We start from the raw sequence: 22,578 nt of genomic DNA on the forward strand, positions 1-22,578 counted from the left end.
AACGCGAACTCCCGAATACCTGAATGAATGACGCTCATTCAGGTACTTATTTTTGAGGAGGGACATTTGAGGCAGCGTTTGAATTTTGATTTAATTCCAGTTCTGATTGCAGATAAGAAAGTGCAGTCTGAGCATCACCAATAGTTAAATCCGGTTGATAATCAAGTGCTAGATAATCGGGATGTACAGAGATTTCTTTAATGATGAATTTGGCGGCATCAACTAAAGTGTGCAGAGGTGGATAAGGTGGTGAATAAGGTTGCTGCGTCTGGTCTTGTAATTTTGTTTCAGCGCTAGAGCGAGGTGTTACAACACTTGCAGGAATAGCATTTAATTCTTGTTTCAGTGATTCAACTTGGTGCAGATGGTTGCTGATTTGGGTTTGTATTTGTATCTTTAATTCCTGTGGTGTTAGTAATCTGATTTCGTCTTCTGCACGGTGTTCTTCATCTTCAGTATGCTTGTTAGCAAGTAAAATGTAACGCCATCCCGCACCGTATTCATCGGCTAGAAAAGTGTCTTTAGCGTAATACTTGAGTCCGATGATCGCGCCTCGTTCGGTACGTTGTCCAAAGACAAATCGAGGATACTGCCAACCCTTGGGAATTGATATTGTTGGTTCCATTTCTTTAATTAGTGAATGGTTATTTGTTGAAGTTGAAAGTCTTAATTACGCTGCAATACTTTTGTCAGCTGCTTTAGTCATACTTGCAGCAAAGAGAAACTCGTCCAGTGCCATTACTGCATTTAACGGCTGGGTGTACCGAAGAGAGTCCACTGAGTTTGACCAATGCGTTAAATGCTGGAAAACCAAACCAATCATTGAGTCAGCTTTGTAGACGCGGTAGTTTTTAGGACAAACACCGTTGCAATAGACCAGCGTGTAACCGGGAATATCGATGACTTCTGCATTTGGATCTGTGGGTGACAGCAGTATTTTTTCGCTGCATTCGCCCCAGTCAGGATCTTGAAGGGAGGGCATAATTGTTGTGATGTGTGCCATGATTAAGCCATTTACCGTGTTGAAGTGGCGATCGCATTTTTCTTGGTGTGCAATCGCCTTTTCTACATTCGGGACTACGCAGCTACAGGTTGTCTTACTCCCAGTGATGCGATCACAGCATCAACACTGTCGGCTGTACAACTGCCCCCCAGTTGATTGCGTCGGCTGTACCATTGATTTGCTCTGTTGTATCCGATGAAGCCAATACACAGGCGATTCAGGTAGAGAGTTGTGCTAAAGGAAAGCCAATCTATTTGTCCGTGGGTTAACCCGAATTTTGTGCAAGCTGCTTCCAGTTCTGCGCTGAGGCGTTCGTTGCGTTCGCGTGGTGTTTCGGGGAGTGTTGCCTTGACTTCTTGGACTCTCGTGGCGAACCAGTTCCGGTCGAATGGTAGTCGTCCGCCGTCCACCAGCTGTACCCATACTGTGATTCCGGCTTCTATCCAGATTGTACGTATGGATTCGAGTTCGACTTCAATAATCTCGCTAATGATGCGACGGTCACGAGATGTTAGTGGATCTGTAGTTTGAGTTGCAGATTTCGCTTGGGCTTCGAGATGACTATATAGTTCTCTCTGTGCTAATTCTTGCTCATCTATTGTCTTGTAGTTGAAATCTGAAGGCGCTTGCTGTATGTAAACTGGTTGCGTCATAATATAGATTCCTGTAAAAGGTCAAAGGGCGATCGCACAAGTTTCGTAGGCTGGGGCGGTCGTCTTTTGTTTTCATATATCTATAATAACAACTCAGAGTACAAAAATCAACTAGAAGTACAAATAGTTTTTGTGACTTCAACACGCAAGTCAGACATAATCTCAATCAGTTCTACACCAAGGGTTTTGGCAATTGCTGTAATAATTTTCGTGGAAACAGACGCAGCTTCGCCATTTTCTAGCTTCCTGATGTATTCTTGGGAGCATTCAACCTGTTGACTAAAAAGCGCATCTGCAATTTCACGTCTAGACTTCCTGCCACGCAATAATCTTAGGTTATTCCCACATTCTTTGTTCCAAGCAAGCATAACAACCCAGTCCAAGGGAACCATAATTACCTCCTTTATGTTTTTTACTTTTATATTTGCACTTTCAGTTGTCATGTGGCAAGATAATTTTGTACTGCGAGTTCAACCAACCAGCTCAGTTATACAAGAATTCATGGACGGCATGAGTATTCCAGCCGTCAAATTGGGATGTGAACTTATTTTAAGGAGGTAATTGCTCATAGTACAGGAGTTTTCATTTGCATTAACCAGCTTTTTGCGTTGTATGCAGTACATACAGGTAATGCCATGCTGACACTAGACCGTTCCGAAACAACATCAGCACCCAGCTACAGCATTCTCAACACCAGCATCAAAGAAACCTTCACCGCCATTGACCGATTTGAATGGCAAGCTTTAGAAGAAATCTTGCAAATGCGGGAAAAGCAGCTTTACCGTGAAGCTGGTTATAAAAGTTTTGAGCAATACTGTCAAGCCGAACTCGCCGCCTGGGGTGGATACCGCAGAATTAACCAACTTCTGGGCGCGAAGAAAGTTATTGATGCGGCTGATGAATTGGGTGAACACATCAAGAATGAACGTCAAGCCCGTTCACTGCTGCGATTGGTTAAGGAACCAGAGAAGCTGAAACAGGCTGTTGTGATCGCATTGGAAGAGAATCCCTCACCCAGCGAATCAGACTTTGCAGCTGCCGCTAACAAGGTGGTTCCTCATCTGCCACGCCAGAAAGTTCAAGAACCAATGGTTCCTCAGATTCAGGAACCAGTGGTTCCTCAACCTGCCACAGTCACGGTTACGTCACTAACTCATCACAGGCATGGAGAATCAGGAACCATTGAAGCAGACCCCCCGAACTACTGGCAGCAGATTGTCACTTTCCTTGATGGTAGTAGGGAACTGGTTAACAATGCTGATTTAGATGCTCCAAGTCTTCCATTTACCACACAGCGAACCTACCCCAAAGAATACACCGAAGCGATCGCCCAACTCAAACAGCAGCACCAGCAGGAATTAGAACGCCTGGAGCAAGAACTAAGGATTGGTTTGCAAACAGAAGCAACAGCCAAGGCAGAAGAACAAGTACAACAACAACTGGCCGCTTTGCAAACACTGTTTCAGCAACAAAAGGAAGAAAACATCCAGCTACAGCAACGATTGTATGAGTTGGAAGGATTGAGACAGTTAGAACTTGAGAACCAACGGTTACAAAAGCGTATTCAGGAACTAGAAAACACTGTACAAGAACGTCCTGCCCAAGAGTGGGGTAATACTCTTACAAAACAGGCAACCAAGGCTTTGAATAAGGAAGTCAAGCGTTCGCTGGACAAAACCATTGATCTGCGATCGCTTGCCCTTGAAGCACCAAAAGAAAACGCCACCGAATGTCTACGACTGATGGGTATAGCTTTGGGTAATCTGGCCAGTGCTATGAACAATACCAAAGCGTTAGAAGCTGCGGCGTTAATTCTAGGCAGTGAACCAACACCACAGGCGATCGCATATCGAGCCGAACAATTGCAGCTGTTACCCCAAGCAGTGAGTGATATTCGGTCTGTGTTATCCAAGCCTGGGTGTACTTGGCACGACTACTTGATGGTTGCCCAACAGTACGAAGTTATTAAATCAGACTATTGGGCAGAACTGACATCAGAAGAGACAGAGTTAATCGCTGCTCTAGAAAAAGCTGAATCCTCCAAGATTAAGGAACCATCGGTTCTTCACGAAACCCCTGCTGAGTCCGGTTCTTCTGATTGCGAGTTGCACTCTTGCAATTGCGCTCTTGTTATTGGGCTTGGTTCTGTTGTTGCCCATGCTGATATCTACAGTGCCTTGTATGTGCAGAAGGGTGAAGTCATCGAGGATTTGGGAGAAGAAGTGGTAGTGGCTTGGGAGCATTGGAAGGACAAACCCAAAAAGACTGACCGCTATTTCAAGAATGACTTGCGTTTATTGCAGGACGAGAACCAGTAAATAGAGAACTCGCACTTACATCTCTACAAGAACTGAACGCAGTACGGCTCAAGTGCTGCTGATATTTTCATGCGTCAAAAATTGGAGAAATATTTATGGATGCGATTACATTTCAAATTCAGGACGAGTTAGGATTTTGCACCCGCACCAGCGATGGTGTAAGCGGGATGACAGTTACGGCTCTGGCAAATTTTTGCGGTGTAGACCAACCTGCAGTTACTGCTTTATTAAATCGAATTAGAGATTCTAATTCCATCTCGAATGAACTCACAGAATATTTAAAGCCATTTGCCAGTAAGGAATTACGAAGTTTACCAATTGATAATTCTGGAACAATATTAGTTGGTTTTGATGCTTGCCGAGCGATTCTTGAATATTTTGCTTATATTGCTAGAAAATACAAAGGTAGAAATATCGCCAGAATGAGATTTGCACAAATCAAGTCTTTGCTGTCATGTAGTTTAAGTTTAAGTGAAGCATTTAACAAAACAATTGAAGATACCAAAAATTTAAAAATAAAGGCAGATTCTCATACCCGTAATTCTCAACAAAGCACTGAACGTAAAATCCAAATGCGGCTTGAGAAGGAATTGAAAGGTAAAGCAAATGTAGTAGTACCTGTTGGTTATATAGATGTATTAACTTCTACAGAAATTATAGAAATAAAGCAAGCATCTGATTGGAAATACGCTGTAGGTCAAGTAATGTGCTACGCCTTATACTACCCGTCACATCAAAAGCGATTGCATTTATTTGGCGATACTCACGAAAAATTCCAACAGTTAGTACAAGAGTGCTGCTTGAAATTAAATATTCGTGTGACTTGGGAAGAAGTGACCACACAGTAAACTTTACTTTCCAAAAAATGAGCAGCCCTGACAGATAGATCAAGAAGCCAGAATCGCTAATATTTTTCAAATTTATTAACTATTACTAGAGCAATTTTATGACACCAGAATTTACTCTTGAACTGGCTCAAAAGTTGCACAACAGCAACCAGATTATAGATTTTGATTGGGCTTGGTCAGTGCTGGGATATAGCACCAAGAGCAATGCTAAGAGGATGTTAACTGCATACTTTGAACGAAACTTAGATTATTTTGTACAACCCGAAGACGAATCGCTAGAAGCTTTACCGTATGAAGTTTTCATCACTTATGATGACAATTCAAAAGCAGGTAGACCAGTCGAAAAAATTTATTTAACAACCGAATGCTTCAAAGAAATGGGGATGCTCTCGAAGAGCGAACAAGGTAGACAGATCCGCAAATACTTTCTGCAATGCGAAACCATTGCCAAAGAATCAGTCAAGCTAATTCCGCAACTGCAACAACAAATTCAGGAACTACAACAAAATTTCGCCCAATTACAAGCCCAAGTTCAAAATCTGTTGCCTCCCTCGGCTGATTTTGTACCCCCTGGTTGGGATGCTGATGTCTGGCGATCGCTACCCCCGCAAGATAAACGCCACTTCCGGTTTTTATTCCGTCGTCGCGGTTTTCGTCCATCTACAAAAAATGAACCCCTGGCTTTACCTGCTGCCACAACCGAACAAATGAAGCAAAAGCAACGCGATGAAGTAGCGCAGCTGATAGGTGAAGTATCGCCCGAAGAGAAACAGCAATTTCAAGCCGCTAAACGCCAAAAACTTCGAGAATTTTGGTCGCAAGCTCCAGAAGAAGACCAAGAAAATATGCCGTTTTAGCCAGTCAGTTTTTACAAATTATAGAAGGTAGAATATGAGCAGCATTGCCTCGACTGATAAATTCTCTGTTCTGGTCATTCTGCGCCGAGAATATCTGGACATCACAGGTAACTTCTGCGCGGCCAAGCTGATTGAGTATTTTCGGCACTGGACAAAGTGGAAGATGAAGAATCACCGTACACCTTGGATTTACCAGCCCCTAAAGAAAATTTATCTTGACCTGATGGGTGAGCATAGCCTTCATGCGATCAGGAGTGCAATCGCTCTGCTTGATGAGATGGGTATTATCTCCAAGCAGAAGAATCCAGGCAACGGGCAGGATCGCACATGGCAGTATAAATTAAACTTCGATGTACTGAATAAGCTGCTAGAACATGGCAGGTTCAAAACTGAACATTCGATGTTCGCTGTAGAACAATACCACAGATCCCATCCAGAAGCTTCAAAACCACAACAACACTCTGCTGTTGAGCTTGAAAAAAGTGAGGAAGTGGAAACCGAAATTTCGGACTGTGACTCCGAACCAATTTGTCAAACCCCAGAACTAGAGTTACCCGAAATTACTCACTTTGTTGAAGAGATAGAACAAGATAACTCGACTACCGAGACAGAGCCTCATGAGGATAATTTTTCCGCCGCCCCGGTTGGATCAAATTTTTGTGACGAAGACTTTGGTGATGATGATTACGCTTTTGAGCGGAAAAAAAAATCAATACAGCCGAGTAATCAGGAAGTACAAGAGGTATTGCAACAGCTACGGGAAATTCCTTGTACTACGCAATTTCGGTTAAACGCAGAGATTCAGCGTACAGTCAGGCGATGTTGGGAGAATGTGCCGGGTGCGATCGCTTATTTGAAAGAAGCTATACGGACTTGGAAAGGGATCAAGTCACCGGAGGCTGTATTCGTCGCTGCTTGCAAGGAAGGCAGGAAACCGGAAGTACAACAGGCCAAGTCTGGTGTGGTTGCTTGGTTTGAGTGGGCAAGACGGCAAAGGATTGTGATTGCGATGTCTGGTGAGGTTGTCTACACGCCGGATGGTGAGGCGGTGGCAGTTGCGGAGATGATGCGACGGTATCCGGTGGGGGAGTGATAGCAAAAGAAAACTGGTGATCACACTTTATGCTTAGGGTATTCGCTGTTTGTATGGAGGTATTGTTTGCATTTTATGCTTGGTGGATTAATCAATTTACCAATTGTCTAATATCATATTTGCATCTTCACTAATTAGTTCTTCAGGGGATTGAGCTGCTGACTCTATAATCATCTTCGCTTCAGGAGTTCCGATTTCTGCTAATGCTAGGAGAGACTTTCTTGGCACATTGAGCCATTCATCATAAGACCATCGGTATGTCAATGCCTTGGATAATGCAGGAATTGCTCTTTCATCGCGCAATACATCCAAAAGTTCAACAACTGATTCATGAAGACCATTATTATTCTCATCATTGAGGATTTGACAAAGTATAGGTGTGTAATCCTTTGATAGGTTCCTCCATGCTGCCATCATGACCAACGAAGCCACAGGTTCATCAGGATTTGAAGCATATTTTTCCAACTCCTGAATCACTTCGCTAACTGAAGGAGGTGATGTCTCAAATTCCTTTCTCATTTCATCAGCAATTCTGTCAGTTTCTCTATAATTAGGAGAATCCTTGAATAATTTCAGATATTTTTCAACCGTCTTTCTTAGCATTTTACAGTCTAGTGATATTAGTGATATTTTGGTTAAAAGAAGTAACTCCATCAGGGCTGTTACCCAGAAAAATACTCTCAACACCTCCCCTTTTTAACTTTGTATTGAGGGATGTACAATTTGTATTGCAATAGCTATAAGAAATACTCTGTACTCCGCAATTTCGGCTCAATGCAGAGATTCAACGCACAGTGAGGCGGTGCTGGGAGAATGTACCAGGGGCGATCGCTTATCTCAAAGAAGCGATACGGACTTGGAAAGGAATCAAGTCACTGGAAGCTGTGTTTGTTGCGGCTTGTAAGGAGGGTCGGAAACCAGAGGCGCAACAGGCCAAGTCTGGTGTAGTTACTTGGTTTGAATGGGCGCGACGGCAGAGGATTGTGCTGGCAATGTCGGGTGGGGTCGTTTATATGCCGGATGGAGAAGCTGTGGGGATTGAGGAGATGATGAGGCAGTTTCCGATTGAATAGTTAGTAGGTACTTGGAGTCAATTTGAGAAGGTATTATGTCTGTTTAGCAAGCTTGGAAAACTTGTGAGGAAAAAATTATGCACAGTTAAAAAACTGCTCGACAATGGTAAATACTCATCTTATGATTATGTAATCAGCTTGATGTTTGGCAAGTCGAAGTGGGGGCAAAAACCCTGGGGGATCTGCCAAAATCGCCAGAACCTTGACAATATAATAATTACAGCGTTTCAATAAATGGGAAAGTTGCAAATTACTTGCAATAACAACGGCTGAAAATGACCAAAATTTTCGATCCGTCAAAAACCTTCTCAGGAAGCCTGCTCCGTAACAGTTTCAGCACCGAGCAGTTTCCATAACCTATTACCCCGCAAGGGGACTGAAACGTGCAAACGGACATCAAGCGAATCTTTCGGATTACGAGTTTCCATAACCTATTACCCCGCAAGGGGACTGAAACTTGATGCTCAGGGGAATGACCCTCCTACTGGCGCTAGTTTCCATAACCTATTACCCCGCAAGGGGACTGAAACTTATAGACACATGTTTTAAAAGGTTAGTCCCCGTGAGTTTCCATAACCTATTACCCCGCAAGGGGACTGAAACCAGTCGGATTACTTTTGAAAGAGAGGGGCAAATCCTCCGTGGTTTCCATAACCTATTACCCCGCAAGGGGACTGAAACCCAACAACGGCTCCTCCCTGGACTTGAAGAAATGAGTTTCCATAACCTATTACCCCGCAAGGGGACTGAAACCTAATACTTCTACTCCTTATCAAGTTACGGTTTCGTTTCCATAACCTATTACCCCGCAAGGGGACTGAAACCAATCTTGCATTGAAAAAAGAAAAATACTGCTTGAGTTTCCATAACCTATTACCCCGCAAGGGGACTGAAACTCTAAATAAAAATCACCATCTTTACCTAGAGAGTTAGCTGGGTTTCCATAACCTATTACCCCGCAAGGGGACTGAAACATCCTCTAACTTGTTCTCGTTTAGCTAGTTCTTTTACGTTTCCATAACCTATTACCCCGCAAGGGGACTGAAACTTTAGATAAAGTATCAATTATAATTACTCCTCCAGTTTCCATAACCTATTACCCCGCAAGGGGACTGAAACCCTGTCCCTAGGCAAGGATCGCAGTCAGGACTGCCAGTTTCCATAACCTATTACCCCGCAAGGGGACTGAAACTCTGCTTAGCATCTCTGATACAGCGGACAAACTCAGTTTCCATAACCTATTACCCCGCAAGGGGACTGAAACATACAACTTCAGTGAGCGAGGCAAAAACCAGCTTACGTTTCCATAACCTATTACCCCGCAAGGGGACTGAAACATCTCAGCGTGTATGTTAATGTTGCGCTTGGTGGGTTTCCATAACCTATTACCCCGCAAGGGGACTGAAACAAGCGATTTTTCAAGACATTACTAAAAACCGAAGTTTCCATAACCTATTACCCCGCAAGGGGACTGAAACTTTGTGCTTTGGCAATGCGGGCAATTCATAACTTAGCGTTTCCATAACCTATTACCCCGCAAGGGGACTGAAACTAGCAGCAATTGGCATTCTAGAAAGCATCAACAATCCGGAGTTTCCATAACCTATTACCCCGCAAGGGGACTGAAACGATAAATGTATACATCCATTACCATGTAGGAAGCCAGTTTCCATAACCTATTACCCCGCAAGGGGACTGAAACAATCCTTGGTGACTGCTGCTAGCATTGCGGACATAAATGTTTCCATAACCTATTACCCCGCAAGGGGACTGAAACAGTTAGTCGCCCGAGGAACTTGGCGTTGCTTGGGTTTCCATAACCTATTACCCCGCAAGGGGACTGAAACCCTGGAGAGGAAAATCATTACCTTTTCTGGATGAGTTTCCATAACCTATTACCCCGCAAGGGGACTGAAACAATTTGACAGTAGCCTGTTTGGTTCTTTTTAGAGAGGTTTCCATAACCTATTACCCCGCAAGGGGACTGAAACATTTAAACTCCTCAGTACCTACTAGTCCACCAAACTTATTTTGACAGGTTTACCTGAAGATGAGATAATCGTATAAAAACTCATTCCAAAGTATGTCAGCTAAATATACTGTTAATCTAACTCAAGAAGAAAAAGATAAACTATTGGATTTAACTAAAAAAGGTAAAAATTCGGCTCGTACCTTTAAGAAAGCGCAAATTCTACTATTAGCAAATCAAGGCTATACAGATGAAGCGATCGCGGACATGTTAATGGTAGGAAAATCAACAGTTCATCGTACACGTCAGAAATATGTAGAAGAAGGAGTAGAGTTATCGCTATCTGAGCTACCCCGTCAGGGAAGAAATAAAAAGCTGACTCCAGAAACAGAAGCTTTTTTAATTGCAACTGCTTGTAGCAATCCACCAACTGGACTTCGTAGTTGGACAATGCAATTGTTAGCAGATAGATTAGTTAGCCTAGAATTAATTGACAGCATCTCAGACGAAACAGTACGCACAACATTAAAAAAAATAAAGTAAAACCTTGGTTAAAAGAAGAATGGTGCATTGGGGAAATAAATGCTGAATACATATATAGAATGGAAGACTTACTATGCTTATATGCTGAGTATTTTACCCATTTTGACCCGATTGTTTGTTTTGACGAGCGACCCTATCAATTATTGGCTAATATAGTACAACCTCTACCTTGTGAACCTGGACAACCACTACGAATAGATTACCAATATTCTCGTCAAGGGGTGTGTAACTTATTTGTTTTTTATGCTCCGCACTACGGTTGGCGACATGTAGAAGTTACACAGTCAAGAACCAAAAAAGATTTTGCTCACCAAATGCTCATATTTAGTAGATGTTCATTTTCCAAGAGCAAATAAAGTTCGGGTAGTTTTAGATAACTTAAATACTCATACTCCTGCTGCTTTATATGAGACTTTTTCTCCAATTGAAGCTCGAAGAATTATTGAGCGTTTAGAGTTTCACTACACTCCAAAACATGCTAGTTGGTTAAATCAAGTAGAAATTGAAATCTCTGTTCTCTCACGTCAGTGTCTAGACCGTCGCCTTAGAGATATTGAGACTTTACGTCAAGAAATTAAGGCTTGGGAACAAGAACGCAATTACCAAAAAGTTAAAATTAATTGGCGTTTTGCTGCTTCAGATGCCAGAGTTAAATTCCAACGATTATATCCTGATTTTAACCTGTCATAATTTTATTGGCAGACTACTACTTCTTTGGCTTCTACGTTTCCATAACCTATTACCCCGCAAGGAGACTGAAACTCTATCTCTTTTCCCCATCGATAAATAGTAGATATTGACGGTTTCCATAACCTATTACCCCGCAAGGGGACTGAAACGTGAAAGTTGTAAAGTCAATATAACCTATGTAATTGTTTCCATAACCTATTACCCCGCAAGGGGACTGAAACTATTAAACAAGGATTTGAAGATGTTCCAAAAGAAAAGTTTCCATAACCTATTACCCCGCAAGGGGACTGAAACTTGGCTAGTCAGAGATGCGTTGAGGTTGGAAGAGGTAGGTTTCCATAACCTATTACCCCGCAAGGGGACTGAAACCAGCAAATCACCTGAGCCTGAATTCGTAACTCAAGACCCAGGTTTCCATAACCTATTACCCCGCAAGGGGACTGAAACTCAACACCAGCGATCGCCCACAAGTATCTCGAAGTTTCCATAACCTATTACCCCGCAAGGGGACTAAAACAATAAAACGTACTAAGCGATCTTCTATTAAATCTGAGTTTCCAATCACTAACTTCCCTCATCGGGACTGGAATGAGGTTGCTGAAATTGCCCGTTGTTGTATTGTTCTGTTTGCATTTACTAACTCCCTTTACGGGGGCTAAAAGCTTATTCTGCATCATTTATCGAAATGCTAGACATTCCTTTTTCATAGGAAATCATTACGTCACGTCAACATATTCTTCTTTGCATCTCTACAGTATTAGTAAAACTTAAACAGCGTTCGCACTTTTACTCAGCAGAGTAGTTTTCATAAGCTTTTCTATGAGCATTTTTAACTTGTTGAGCTATCCAAGGTGGATCTAAAACAGTGGCACTAGCACCATATTGTAATATTCGTTGATGAAACCAGAATACATAGTCTTCCTTGGTCAAAATATCAACATAGGCTGTGTTCTCTGGCAATGAAATGATTTTTTCATGAGGTCGGCGGGGTTTGTAGGTGGCTAAAGCGCCTATCAGCCGATAGGTGATATCTAAAGTGGGAAATTTAGTATAAGTCCAAGGTGTATGAGAGGCTGCACCAATTCGGATAATTCGATCTACTCTAAAAGCCGAGTTCTGTTCAACATTCGGTCTAGTTTTTATATTCGAGTTATGCCAATCGGGAACTAAGGCAAATAGATATAGTGAACCATTGTGTAATCTCAATTCTGATTTGTCTAGATCCCAGTTTCTTTCTTCGCCCTTGTTGTTACGGTACCAGATTACGAAGCGACGTTTCTGTTGTAACCGTTGTTGCAATTGTTGCAAAATTCCATCTAAATCTTCTTCGCTATAGTCAGCCGGCGGATGAAAGTCTGCTGTGAGATTAGGGGTAATGGTTTTGCTTAATTTCCCAATCCGGTAAATTTGACTAGCTTGAGCAGAAAAACCCATATCTGCAAGCAATTCAGCCGCCATTGCTAAGGCTTGTAGCTGTTCTGCTGACAGAATGACAGGAAATACTGATTCTACTAACTCATAAGGACGATTGGGAGAACCTTTAATTTCAAATCCGCAGTCTCTAAGTTTAGCAATGGTACGCATGATTTTTTGGGATAAGTCTCCCGAAGTAAAACCGCGATCGCCTAATGTAACGATCAATTCTGCTTTCTTTTGTGGTTTTTGCGCCAATAGCTTCAGTATCTCTAACGCAAACCCTAATTGGTTAGAGTTAATATCATTTTTTGATACCATCTCTATTTTTCTATGTATTAAACTTGTGAAAACTTAGACCACAAGCTTAACGTGAAAATTAAATTACTGCCCTTATATTCCCAACTTAACCCAGGAGTTGGGACTTGTCCTCTTGGTTGCACGCAAGCTTGCAAAGTCAAACAGCAAGCTCCCGACTTTGGAAAAGGCTCTAATTGTCCTTTATCTTCTCACCAAGCCGAGACTTATGCGGCAATTCTCAGTGGAGAATTTGAAGTCATATTTAACACGTCAGCTACAGGTGACGGTAAATCTTTAGCGGCTTATCTAACGGCGTTACTCAATCCTGGGTTTCGCACTATAGGACTGTATCCCACAATTGAATTAGTAAACGACCAAGAAAGGCAAGTAAAAGGAGATCCAGAACGCAAGATAGAAGGTTATTGTCAAAAATTTAACGTAGATCAAACTGTCCCAGTTGATACTCTTTATGGATCTGAGTTAGCTCGTCGAGTTGACACTGCACAAAAAGGTAACAAATTTAAGGAATTGTTACTGACGTTTAAGCGAAAATACGTTATCTTGACTAATCCCGATATCTTTCATTTAGTAGCTCACTTTCGCTATAACAATCCTGCTTACAATCGGGCAGAATTACCTATTACTCTGGCTAGAAATCTCGATTTATATATTGCTGATGAGTTTCATATCTTTGGTGTGCATCAAGAAGCCGCGATTCTCAACAGTATGCTGTTAATTCGCCATAATCGCCCAAAAAAGCGTCCGATGCGGTTTTTATTTACTTCTGCTACTCCCAAGCCGGAGTTTATCAAGATGCTTAAAGATTCTGGTTTTAGGGTAAAAACAGTAGAAGGAAATTATCAAAGTCATGTTACACAAGGGTTTCGGCAAATATGCCAGCCGGTAAACCTAGAGTTTGTACAGTTAGACCAAGAGACTGATTCTTTAAGTTGGTTGACCAAAGAAGCCCAAACTATTTACACTCTTTTGCAAGCAGAGGGGAAAGGACGGGGGCTAATTATTCTTAATTCTGTGGCGTTGGTTACTCGTGCTGTACGCCAACTGCAAGATTTATTCCCTGATGAAATTGTTAGGATTAGGGAAGTTAGTGGCAGAATTGACCGACAAGAAAGGACGTTAACTCAAGCAGACTTAGAAAATGCACCCCAATCTGTTTTAGTAGTGGGAACTTCTGCTGTTGATGTTGGTGTTGATTTTAGGATTCATCTGCTGATTTTTGAGGCGAGTGATTCTGCAACCTTTATTCAACGTTTAGGTCGTCTCGGTCGTCATGCTGGGTTTTCAGCTTACAAAGCATTTGTATTATTATCTAGCCGGACACCTTGGGTGATGGCACGACTAAAAGAAAAGTTAGTGGATGGTCAAACTATCAGTCGGATTAAATCTTCAGAAGATGAACTAGCTTTCACAGATGTCATCGCCGAAGCCTTTGACCCTCCCAAAGAATTTGAACAATACCGCAAATATTGGGGCGCACTCCAAGCGCAGGGAATGTTGATCGCCATGAGTACTAAAAAAGAAGGGGTGATGCAACAGCTACAAGCAAGTATGGCTGATGATTTGCGCCGTGTTTATGGTGAGCAATTAGATAAAAAACGCGGACATTGGTTTCATTTGGGCAATGATCCTACTGGTAAAGCTGTCCAAGAAGAACTGCTCAGATTTCGCGGTGGTTCTGATTTACAAGCAGCAATCTGGGATGAAAGGCGTTTCTATACTTACGATTTGCTGAGACTGCTACCTTATGCGGAAGTAGAAATAATTAACCGAGAAGAATTTTTGCAAGTAGCCCAACTAGCCGATCATCCAGCTACAGAATTTCCAGAGAAATATATTCAGGTTTATCTGAAAATTCAACGATGGTCAGATGAAAGATTCCCCATAACCTTAGAATGCGATCGCGGTACTGATGAACTCAAACAATGTACCCTCTCCCTGATCGACAAACTCACCATCACCGGACATCCCCAAGCAGAAGTAACTCGCTCTCTTTGCAAACAAAAACTCCTAACCTTCCTAGTCCAAGTCAATCGCAGCCAACCCAACAGCCATTGGGACATTAGCCGCGCCTTACATCTGAGTCCCACCTTCGGATTATACCGACTACAAGATGCTGACGAACAAACTCACGCTTGCACCTTCAACCAAGATGCACTACTACTGGAAGCCCTGAAATGGCGAATCCCCAGATGCGATCGCTCCAAACCTTACATTTTTTAAAGTATGTCCACACTACTGCAAACACTACTAATCGAAACCCTCCCATCAGACACCGACCCAATTCTACAAGCATTCATTCAGACGATTCTTCCTGCAATGGAAAGGGAATTTGGGCTAATTCCTGCAATGGGAGGATCAGAAGATATTCATTATCAGACTCTGACAAAACAAGGCGATCGCTATGCTCAAGAAAATGCCCAACGCTGGGCCGCTAAACCAGATCAAAGCTTATTAGTTCACGTCCTCAACGGACTCTTAACAGCTTGGAATCTTAGTACCCATTTACCCCAACATTTGCAACTCCAAGAAGTTGAAAAACGCTTACTGTGTTTAGGTTTAAGCTTACACGACTACAACAAATATGTCCGGGGTCAAGGTGAAGAACAACCACCACCCAAAGCCCACGAAATTACTGCAATTATTAACTTATGTCAGCAATTAGGCGAAAAGCTGAATTTCACAGGATTTTGGCAGGAATGGCAGAATTATTTGCTAGAAATCGCTTACCTAGCCCAAAATACCCAATTCAACGTAGATAGTAACTCGATTCTTTCTAACTGGGAAAACGATAATCGCGAATTTACCATAGACGATCGCCGTTTAAATGATGTCTTACGCCACTTATTAGCCTTTGGAGATGTAGCAGTTCATATAGGCGATCCGGCCGATATTACAACTACGACTAAAGGCGATCGCCTGCGAGATCATTTAGATTGGCTGAATATTCCCAAAAAGCTGGTTTACCATCGTCTGCGAGATTGTCGAGGTTTAATTACTAACCAAATTCATAACGCCGTCGTTAGCTTTGCTCGTCGCTTGGGTTGGGGGCCAATTCTGTATTTTGCTCAGGGTGCTATTTATCTAACACCCAATGAATCAGTCACACCTGAATTAGCAGACATTCAAGAGGCTGTATGGAAAAGTCTGATTAGAGGAGATGAAGAGAATAATCAACCAGGATTAGCACAATACTTCCAAAGTGGCGATGTGGGATTTGTCCGCGATGGGAAGGGAATGAAAATTGCTCCCCAAACTCTAGAATTATTTACCCCTGCTGATTTAATTAGATTACTTCCTAGCGTTGTCCAAATCAAAGTTGCCAACGTCAAAGCCCCAGCCACACCCAAACGTCTAGAGAAGTTACAGTTAACCGATGCACAAAAGACATTTTTATCACAGGGTGCAGATATCCGGGCTGATAGATTAGCCGAGTTAATTATCTTGGCGCAAAGGGAGTTTTTTGAAGATTGTCAAGATTATATACCTTGGATGCTGTCAGCATTGGAATTGCAAGCTGAAATATCACCAGAACAAACACAAGTACAATCTGGGGGTGTGAATTATGGCTGGTATCAAGTTGCAGCGCATTACATAGCGGCTCACGCAACCTTAGATGAGCAACAGGTAGTCGATTTATTAGAAAAATTAAGCGATCGCCTCGCTACTTGGGCTGAACAAAACAATTTACTCCAAGAATCCAGTAGCCCCACCTATGAAGCTTTTATCAACTATTTAGCCCAATATTTGGAGGTTTCACTATCTAATCATCAACAGACTGAGTTTGAAAATGAATTATATGCATATTCTCACACAAAAGTCAACAATCAGCCTATATGTTCTTTAAGTTCAGGTGATTCTGATGCAGAGGATCAACTAGATACAGTTGTACTGTTCAAGCCTCAGCAATACAGCAACAAAAATGCCTTGGGGGGAGGACGCATCAAACGCGGTATTTCAAAAATTTGGTCTTTAGAAATGCTGATGCGTCAAGCTTTCTGGACGGGAGCATCAGGAAAATTAGAAGAACAACAACCTGTTTTTTTATACATTTTCCCTGCTTATGTCTACTCACCCCAAGTTGCTGTTGCGGTGCGGCGACTGGTGAAAGAACTCAAGCGCGTCAATCTGTGGGAAGTGCGTAAACAGTGGTTAGATGCTGGGATGCACCATAGTGGACTGCAAACCTTACAGTGGCGAGATGAAGATGAAGTAGAGGCTGGTCGATATGGTGGCAGTTACTCTAACAAAGACTTGCCATTCATGGCTATGACTTATACAACTACAAGGGGGAAAACAACTACTGATGCTTGGGTTGCACCTAGTTTTTTAGCCTTGGCTTTACCGATACTTCTGGGTGTGAAAGTTGTTGTTACTAGCAGTCCCGATCCACTTTACGCTAGCGACCAAGAATTTGTGGAGTCAGTCAAACTCGATGGTGCAGCCGGATTTTGGAATTTGCTTGGTATAAATCCCAACTTAAGATTACAGGATTTGTCACCAGCATTAGAACGGCTACTAGTCGCTTACAGCATTCATTTAGAGTATCGCAGTTCGCCCCCAGATGCGCGTTGGCAAGCCTTTAATGGTACAGCCAGAGATTTAGTCACCGATGTATTAAATATATTTGCGATCGCCAATGAAGGATTCCGTGAAAACAAACGAGAACCCAGCCAAGAAGATGTTAGACGCGTTTGGAAATATTCCCAACTCTGGATAAAAGGAAATATCAATATGTCAGAAAAATTGCAATTAATTGAAAAATTGGTCAAAGAATATCGCCAGTTTTATCAAGTTAGTGTTGGTGAATCTAGTCACGCTGTTTTATTACCAATTTCCAAAGCTTTAGAAGTAATTCTCACCGTTCCAGAGCAAATCCAACGAGCAGATATTATTTTACAAGCTGCTGGACAACTCCATGATGCACTAGAACGCCAAGAAGCTTATAAACGTCCCTTTATCATGGATAAATCTGTAGAGTTTTCCACTCGCAAAGCACAGGAATTGATAGCAATTCATACTTTTATGACTACCTGTGTTGATGAATTATTCTTGGGACTTTATAAAGGCGATCGCGCCTTACTCCAAGAGAACCGCAACCGAATTAAATCTGGCGCAGAATTTGCTTATCGGTGGCTGGTTTTACAAGAAAAACAAACTGAAAAAACATCATCCAAAGGAGAAAAATAAATGAGTATTCTTAACACGATTAAATCTGACTTTCAAACAGCTTTTCCCCGGTTAGCATCTGGTAAATATGTCCACTTTTTAATGGTGCGTCATAGCCAATCTTTCCCAGTTTTTCAAACAGATGGAGTTCTCAATACAGCACGCACTCAAGCCGGAATCGACACACAAGACCCGATCAGTCGTTTGGTAATGTTCAAACGCAAGCAAATCACACCAGAACGTTTATCAGGTAGAGAATTATTACGTTCTTTAGAATTAACTAGTGCCAACGCTGCCGAAAAAGATAAGTTCTGCGAATATAATGGCGAAAATTCTTGTAAAAAGTGTCCCGATTGCATTATCTACGGCTTTGCTATTGGTGATAGTGGCTCAGAACGTTCTAAGGTTTACTCTGATTCAGCTTTTTCTCTGAGTCCCTACGAACAATCTCACCGGAGTTTTACTTTTAACGCGCCCTTTGAAGGTGGAACAATGAGTGAACAAGGGGTAATGCGGAGTGCTATTAACGAATTAGATCATATACTACCAGAAATCACATTCCCAACTGTGGAAACCTTACGCGATCCTACCTTTGAAGGATTCTTATATGTCTTAGGAAATTTGCTGCGAACCCGTCGTTATGGCGCACAAGAATCACGTACCGGCACAATGGCAAATCATCTTATTGGTATTGTGTTATGTGATGGGGAAATATTTAGTAATTTGCATTTCACCCAGACACTTTATGATGCTTTAAAACCAGATATTAATGCCCCAATTACAGACATTATCACCAAAGCAACAGAAGTGACAACTAATTTACTCAATCAAGAACCAATTCGCAAAACTCAAGTTATTACTGGTTCTCAATTAACTGATTTGCTGGGAGAGGTAGCAGCGATTTATCAAGATGAAACTCGTTTGCGGGATACACTGACAAATCTGTATCAGCAAACTAAAATTTATGCTGAAACCTACGGTGCGATCGCCGGGAAAAAAGGTAAGGGTAAATAATGTGTATATAGAGACGCGATTCATCGCGTCTCTACAAGAAATTCTTCCTCATCTTCTGCGACTGCTTATGATTATTCACGAATGTAATTTAACCCTGCACGATAATGTATTTTTTGCAACTCGTGAAATGGGGATTCTCTACGAAACCGAGAAATATCTGCATAACTGGGCATTAAGTTTTGCCCTATTTGAAACTGAGTATATCCCAAGACCTTATCGACTTAAAGGTGCGATCGCTCAAAAACCAAGTTATTTAGATGCTACTCAAGAACAAAATTTGTTACATCTCAATCAAGCAGGAATCTATGTTTTTCCCGCTCTACCTCTGGTTTGGTCTTATCAAGTCAATACTTTTAAAGCAGCGCAAGTCAATTACTACGGTAAGTCCGTACAATTTGGTGGCGAAGGTGCAAAACGTAATTACCCCATTAACTACGGCCGTGCGAAAGAATTAGCAGTAGGTAGCCAGTATAAAACATATATTTTCGCCCGTGAAGCAATCAAAATCCCCCGTTGGATTAGGCTGGGTAAATGGTCAGCTAAGGTGCGAGTTGAAGTTACAGCAATTCCCGATGTCAAAGAACGTTCTGGAAAATATATTAGCAAGCATCCTTTAAATCCTCTAGACTTGCCGACATCATCCAGACTTTTGCTATACAACCGAATTGTCATGCCACCTGTAAGTTTAGTAAGTCAGGCACAACTTTCAGGCGACTATTGGGAATTACCTGATAAAACCTGTTTACCTGTTGGAGTATCCTATGGAGCTAGCACTGCTGTCATCACCTCCTAAATCCACTAGCTTATATGCTGTGGTAATTCAACTGGGTGCAGCTTCAGCACAAATTATTCCTCCTACATTGGGAAGGACGATTCATGCTCAAGTGATGAATTGGCTGAGTTTGGTAGATTCCCAAACCGCAGATACTATTCACCGCGCTCAAGTAACGCCGTTCAGTCTCTCAGGATTGATTGGATACCGTCGCCAACGAGGGACAAAACCGGGAGATGATTTTATTTTTCGCATTTCCTTGCTAGATGGTAATTTGATTGATCCACTTTTGAGGGGAATAGAACAATCGGACAATCAAACTCTTTATTTAGGACAATGCCCTTTTGTGATTCGCAGTATCTATACTTTGCCAGATACTCACCCCCTAGTAAACATCTCCGATTACACTATGCTGGCAAATACTGAGAAAATCTCTGATGATATCACCCTGAAATTTTTGTCCCCTACAAGTTTTAAGCAGCAACAAGAAATTCAGCCTTTTCCCTTACCAGAATTAGTTTTTGGCAGTTTGCTAAGGCGTTGGAATGTTTTTGCACCCCCAGAACTAAAGTTTCCCCTTCTAGAGTGGAAAGCCGTAGTTTCTGCCTATGAATTGAAAACCTATGCTTTAAAGTTAGAAGGCGGGGCAGAGATTGGTACCAAAGGATGGGTAAAGTATCGATTCCGCGACTCTGAGCAAGCAAGAATTGCTACAGTTTTAGCCCATTTTGCTAACTTTGCAGGCGTTGGACGTAAAACAGCGATGGGAATGGGTCAAACCTGTTTAGTTAATTCGTAATTAAGAAATGAACAATGAATGAAGATTACTTACCTTTGGCATACCTCAATGCCTGGGAATATTGTCCACGCAGATTTTACTTAGAATATGTGTTGGGCGAAATGTCAGATAACGAGCATATTATTTTGGGTCGTCACATACACCGCAATATCAATGAAGAAAGAACACTCCAAGAAGGAGAGATGCTGATTCATCAGCAACAGTGGGTGTGGAGCGATCGCTTGAAAGTCGCAGGTATCATTGATGCAGTGGAAGAATGCGATGGTCAGCTTGTCCCAGTGGAATATAAAAAAGGGAAGATGGCACAACACCTTAACGACCATTTTCAACTTTGTGCAGCTGCTTTGTGTTTAGAAGAGCGTACTGGATGCAGCCTTGCTTACGGTGAGATTTTTTATCATGCTAACCGCAGAAGACAGACATTAGCGTTTACACCTCAACTACGACAAATGACTGAGCAAGCAATTGTTCTTGCTCAACTTGCATCTCAAACAACTATGCCTGCGCCAATTGATAACACTAAAAAGTGTCTTTCATGCAGTTTAAAAGAGATTTGTCTGCCTTTTGAAGTTAAACAGTTACGAGGGTCAATGACTCCTGAAACCGAGGATTAAATTCATTAGGGTCAATTGACTAATAAGTTTTATTCATCAATAATTACCATAATTCTCAAATGTCAGTACTTTACGTAACTCAGGCTGATGCCGTTTTGAGCAAGAACTACGAAGCTTTTAATATTGCTCTCAAGCAATCAGATGGTTCTTGGAAAAAACAGACTGTTGCAGCCCAAACTGTCGAACAAGTTGTCTTGATAGGCAATCCTCAAGTTACAGGAGATGCTCTAGTTTATGCTTTAGAATTGGGTATGCCTGTTCACTATCTTTCTAGTTTTGGTAAATATCTGGGTTCCGCACTTCCTGGCTACTCACGTAACGGACAATTGCGGTTAGCACAGTATCAACTGTATAGCGATCCTGTGCAACGTTTGGAGTTAGTCAAAGCGATCGTGGCAGCTAAAATCCATAACCAATATCAAGTTTTGTATCGCAATAATGAGCGAAATAACCCTCTCAAAGAACGCAAGAGCCAGGTCAAAAACCAAAAAACTTTAGACCAAGTAAGGGGTATTGAAGGTTTAGCTGCACGAGAATACTTTGCTTGTTGGCCAAGTATGGTCGGAAAACAATGGACTTTTACTGGCAGAAATCGTCGTCCACCTACCGACCCAGTGAATTCTTTGCTGAGTTTCGCTTATGGTCTATTACGAATCCAGGTGACAGCTGCGGTTCACGTTGCTGGGCTAGACCCATATATAGGATACTTGCACGAAGTTCATCATGGTCAGCCTTCAATGGTATTAGATTTGATGGAAGAGTTTCGTGCCTTGATAGCTGACAATGTGGTGTTGACAGTATTGCACAAACGCGAAATACAACCACAGGATTTCTCTGAAAGCTTGGGTGCGTATCGTTTAAAAGAAACTGCTCGAAAATCTTTCTTGCAAGCATTTGAGCGCAAGATGAATGACGAGTTCAAACATCCTGTTTTTGAGTACAAATGTACTTATCGGCGAGCAATAGAACTTCAAGCACGTTTACTTAGTCGGCATTTGCAAGAAGGTATTCCTTATAAAGCTCTAGCTCTGCGATGACCACGGTATTCTATCTGATCATTTACGATTTGCCAGATAATAAAGCAGCTAACAAACGTCGCACTCGTTTGCATAAAATGTTATCTGGTTATGGCAAATGGACACAGTACAGTGTATTCGAGTGCTTTTTAACAACAGTTCAATTTGCTACACTACAGACAAACATAGAAAAATTAATCAAACCAGAAGAGGATGCTGTACGGATATATGTGCTTGATTCTGGTGCAGTAAAAAGAACTATTACATATGGTTCGGAAATTCCTCGACAAGAGCAAACAATCGTCTTATGATGAATGTACCAACTTGATGTTTGACAAGTCAAAGCGAGGGTAAAAACCCAAGTGACTCGTCAAAATCGCCAGAACCTTGACAATATAATAATTACAGCGTTTTAT

General features: G+C 41.9%; 19 protein-coding genes, 1 pseudogene and 2 CRISPR repeat arrays. Of the genes and pseudogenes, 14 read left to right on the forward strand and 6 right to left on the reverse strand.

Annotated elements, in window-relative coordinates; genetic code table 11:
• Positions 1-46: 46 nt before the first annotated feature.
• The 4 genes from RMY31_RS18610 to RMY31_RS18625 form a co-directional block, all read right to left on the reverse strand.
• Positions 47-625 (reverse strand): hypothetical protein, encoded by a 579-nt coding sequence (locus tag RMY31_RS18610; protein ID WP_322657162.1) that lies wholly within the window; start codon positions 623-625, stop codon positions 47-49.
• Positions 626-670: 45 nt separating this feature from the next.
• Positions 671-1,003 carry a hypothetical protein gene (locus RMY31_RS18615; protein ID WP_322657161.1) on the reverse strand — a complete coding sequence of 111 codons (333 nt, stop codon included), beginning with the start codon at positions 1,001-1,003 and terminating at the stop codon, positions 671-673.
• Positions 1,004-1,077: 74 nt separating this feature from the next.
• Complete coding sequence (locus RMY31_RS18620; RefSeq protein ID WP_322657160.1) at positions 1,078-1,656, reverse strand: hypothetical protein; 579 nt, start codon at positions 1,654-1,656, stop codon at positions 1,078-1,080.
• A 107-nt stretch (positions 1,657-1,763) separates the two neighbouring features.
• Positions 1,764-2,048, reverse strand: a complete 285-nt coding sequence (locus tag RMY31_RS18625) for a helix-turn-helix transcriptional regulator (protein WP_322657159.1) — start codon at positions 2,046-2,048, stop codon at positions 1,764-1,766.
• A gap of 243 nt (positions 2,049-2,291) precedes the next feature.
• Between RMY31_RS18625 and RMY31_RS18630 the strand changes: the two genes are divergently transcribed.
• The 4 genes from RMY31_RS18630 (at position 2,292) to RMY31_RS18645 (ending at position 6,772) form a co-directional block, all read left to right on the forward strand.
• Entirely contained in the window at positions 2,292-3,974 is a 1,683-nt protein-coding gene (locus RMY31_RS18630) for a hypothetical protein (RefSeq protein ID WP_322657236.1), read from the forward strand.
• A 95-nt stretch (positions 3,975-4,069) separates the two neighbouring features.
• A complete protein-coding gene (locus RMY31_RS18635; protein ID WP_322657157.1) occupies positions 4,070-4,822 on the forward strand; it encodes a hypothetical protein in 753 nt (250 codons plus the stop codon).
• Positions 4,823-4,920: 98 nt separating this feature from the next.
• Entirely contained in the window at positions 4,921-5,679 is a 759-nt protein-coding gene (locus tag RMY31_RS18640; RefSeq protein WP_322657156.1) for a hypothetical protein, read from the forward strand.
• Positions 5,680-5,713: 34 nt separating this feature from the next.
• Complete coding sequence (locus RMY31_RS18645; protein ID WP_322657155.1) at positions 5,714-6,772, forward strand: hypothetical protein; 1,059 nt, start codon at positions 5,714-5,716, stop codon at positions 6,770-6,772.
• Between the two features lie 96 nt (positions 6,773-6,868).
• Here RMY31_RS18645 and RMY31_RS18650 read toward each other — a convergent pair whose 3' ends face one another.
• The gene (locus RMY31_RS18650; protein ID WP_322657154.1) at positions 6,869-7,426 is read right to left on the reverse strand and encodes a hypothetical protein; all 558 of its coding nucleotides are present in this window, start codon (positions 7,424-7,426) and stop codon (positions 6,869-6,871) included.
• Between the two features lie 140 nt (positions 7,427-7,566).
• Between RMY31_RS18650 and RMY31_RS18655 the strand changes: the two genes are divergently transcribed.
• Both RMY31_RS18655 and RMY31_RS18660 read left to right on the forward strand, forming a co-directional pair.
• Entirely contained in the window at positions 7,567-7,845 is a 279-nt protein-coding gene (locus RMY31_RS18655; RefSeq protein WP_322657153.1) for a hypothetical protein, read from the forward strand.
• A 346-nt stretch (positions 7,846-8,191) separates the two neighbouring features.
• Positions 8,192-9,837: a CRISPR direct-repeat array (repeat unit 37 nt; unit sequence GTTTCCATAACCTATTACCCCGCAAGGGGACTGAAAC).
• Between the two features lie 91 nt (positions 9,838-9,928).
• Positions 9,929-11,047 (forward strand): annotated as a pseudogene (locus RMY31_RS18660) (IS630 family transposase).
• 35 nt (positions 11,048-11,082) lie between these two features.
• Positions 11,083-11,564: direct repeats of the CRISPR family, unit length 37 nt; unit sequence GTTTCCATAACCTATTACCCCGCAAGGGGACTGAAAC.
• A 269-nt stretch (positions 11,565-11,833) separates the two neighbouring features.
• Here RMY31_RS18660 and RMY31_RS18665 read toward each other — a convergent pair.
• A complete protein-coding gene (locus tag RMY31_RS18665) occupies positions 11,834-12,781 on the reverse strand; it encodes a WYL domain-containing protein (protein WP_322657152.1) in 948 nt (315 codons plus the stop codon).
• Between the two features lie 51 nt (positions 12,782-12,832).
• On the opposite strand from RMY31_RS18665, the gene cas3 reads away from it, so the two are divergent.
• From cas3 to cas2, 8 genes are read left to right on the forward strand one after another with little or no spacing between them, the layout of a single operon-like run.
• Positions 12,833-15,001: a type I-D CRISPR-associated helicase Cas3' gene (gene cas3, locus RMY31_RS18670; RefSeq protein WP_322657151.1), complete on the forward strand. Its 2,169-nt coding sequence runs from the start codon at positions 12,833-12,835 to the stop codon at positions 14,999-15,001.
• Between the two features lie 3 nt (positions 15,002-15,004).
• Positions 15,005-17,968 carry a type I-D CRISPR-associated protein Cas10d/Csc3 gene (gene cas10d / locus RMY31_RS18675; RefSeq protein ID WP_322657150.1) on the forward strand — a complete coding sequence of 988 codons (2,964 nt, stop codon included), beginning with the start codon at positions 15,005-15,007 and terminating at the stop codon, positions 17,966-17,968.
• Positions 17,969-18,961 (forward strand): type I-D CRISPR-associated protein Cas7/Csc2, encoded by a 993-nt coding sequence (gene cas7d / locus RMY31_RS18680; RefSeq protein ID WP_322657149.1) that lies wholly within the window; start codon positions 17,969-17,971, stop codon positions 18,959-18,961.
• A complete protein-coding gene (gene cas5d, locus RMY31_RS18685) occupies positions 18,912-19,754 on the forward strand; it encodes a type I-D CRISPR-associated protein Cas5/Csc1 (protein WP_322657147.1) in 843 nt (280 codons plus the stop codon). The genes cas7d and cas5d overlap by 50 nt, the downstream gene beginning before the upstream one ends.
• Positions 19,723-20,532 (forward strand): CRISPR-associated endoribonuclease Cas6, encoded by an 810-nt coding sequence (gene cas6 / locus RMY31_RS18690; RefSeq protein ID WP_322657146.1) that lies wholly within the window; start codon positions 19,723-19,725, stop codon positions 20,530-20,532. The genes cas5d and cas6 overlap by 32 nt, the downstream gene beginning before the upstream one ends.
• Before the next feature lie 14 nt (positions 20,533-20,546).
• A complete protein-coding gene (cas4, locus tag RMY31_RS18695; RefSeq protein ID WP_322657145.1) occupies positions 20,547-21,146 on the forward strand; it encodes a CRISPR-associated protein Cas4 in 600 nt (199 codons plus the stop codon).
• A gap of 59 nt (positions 21,147-21,205) precedes the next feature.
• Positions 21,206-22,183: a type I-D CRISPR-associated endonuclease Cas1d gene (gene cas1d / locus RMY31_RS18700; protein WP_322657144.1), complete on the forward strand. Its 978-nt coding sequence runs from the start codon at positions 21,206-21,208 to the stop codon at positions 22,181-22,183.
• Entirely contained in the window at positions 22,180-22,473 is a 294-nt protein-coding gene (gene cas2 / locus RMY31_RS18705; protein WP_322657143.1) for a CRISPR-associated endonuclease Cas2, read from the forward strand. The genes cas1d and cas2 overlap by 4 nt, the downstream gene beginning before the upstream one ends.
• Positions 22,474-22,578 lie beyond the last annotated feature (105 nt).

The sequence above is a fragment of the Dendronalium sp. ChiSLP03b genome (genome assembly GCF_034531165.2).
Classification (GTDB): domain Bacteria; phylum Cyanobacteriota; class Cyanobacteriia; order Cyanobacteriales; family Nostocaceae; genus Dendronalium; species Dendronalium minutum.

Excerpts from the sequence above, each read along its gene's own strand:
- RMY31_RS18610 (WP_322657162.1), bottom strand. The coding sequence starts at position 625 with ATGGAACCAACAATATCAATTCCCAAGGGTTGGCAGTATCCTCGATTT.
- RMY31_RS18615 (WP_322657161.1), bottom strand. The coding sequence starts at position 1,003 with ATGGCACACATCACAACAATTATGCCCTCCCTTCAAGATCCTGACTGG.
- RMY31_RS18620 (WP_322657160.1), bottom strand. The coding sequence starts at position 1,656 with ATGACGCAACCAGTTTACATACAGCAAGCGCCTTCAGATTTCAACTAC.
- RMY31_RS18625 (WP_322657159.1), bottom strand. The coding sequence starts at position 2,048 with ATGGTTCCCTTGGACTGGGTTGTTATGCTTGCTTGGAACAAAGAATGT.
- RMY31_RS18630 (WP_322657236.1), top strand. The coding sequence starts at position 2,292 with ATGCTGACACTAGACCGTTCCGAAACAACATCAGCACCCAGCTACAGC.
- RMY31_RS18635 (WP_322657157.1), top strand. The coding sequence starts at position 4,070 with ATGGATGCGATTACATTTCAAATTCAGGACGAGTTAGGATTTTGCACC.
- RMY31_RS18640 (WP_322657156.1), top strand. The coding sequence starts at position 4,921 with ATGACACCAGAATTTACTCTTGAACTGGCTCAAAAGTTGCACAACAGC.
- RMY31_RS18645 (WP_322657155.1), top strand. The coding sequence starts at position 5,714 with ATGAGCAGCATTGCCTCGACTGATAAATTCTCTGTTCTGGTCATTCTG.
- RMY31_RS18650 (WP_322657154.1), bottom strand. The coding sequence starts at position 7,426 with ATGGAGTTACTTCTTTTAACCAAAATATCACTAATATCACTAGACTGT.
- RMY31_RS18665 (WP_322657152.1), bottom strand. The coding sequence starts at position 12,781 with ATGGTATCAAAAAATGATATTAACTCTAACCAATTAGGGTTTGCGTTA.
- cas10d (WP_322657150.1), top strand. The coding sequence starts at position 15,005 with ATGTCCACACTACTGCAAACACTACTAATCGAAACCCTCCCATCAGAC.
- cas7d (WP_322657149.1), top strand. The coding sequence starts at position 17,969 with ATGAGTATTCTTAACACGATTAAATCTGACTTTCAAACAGCTTTTCCC.
- cas5d (WP_322657147.1), top strand. The coding sequence starts at position 18,912 with ATGCTGAAACCTACGGTGCGATCGCCGGGAAAAAAGGTAAGGGTAAAT.
- cas6 (WP_322657146.1), top strand. The coding sequence starts at position 19,723 with ATGGAGCTAGCACTGCTGTCATCACCTCCTAAATCCACTAGCTTATAT.
- cas4 (WP_322657145.1), top strand. The coding sequence starts at position 20,547 with ATGAATGAAGATTACTTACCTTTGGCATACCTCAATGCCTGGGAATAT.
- cas1d (WP_322657144.1), top strand. The coding sequence starts at position 21,206 with ATGTCAGTACTTTACGTAACTCAGGCTGATGCCGTTTTGAGCAAGAAC.
- cas2 (WP_322657143.1), top strand. The coding sequence starts at position 22,180 with ATGACCACGGTATTCTATCTGATCATTTACGATTTGCCAGATAATAAA.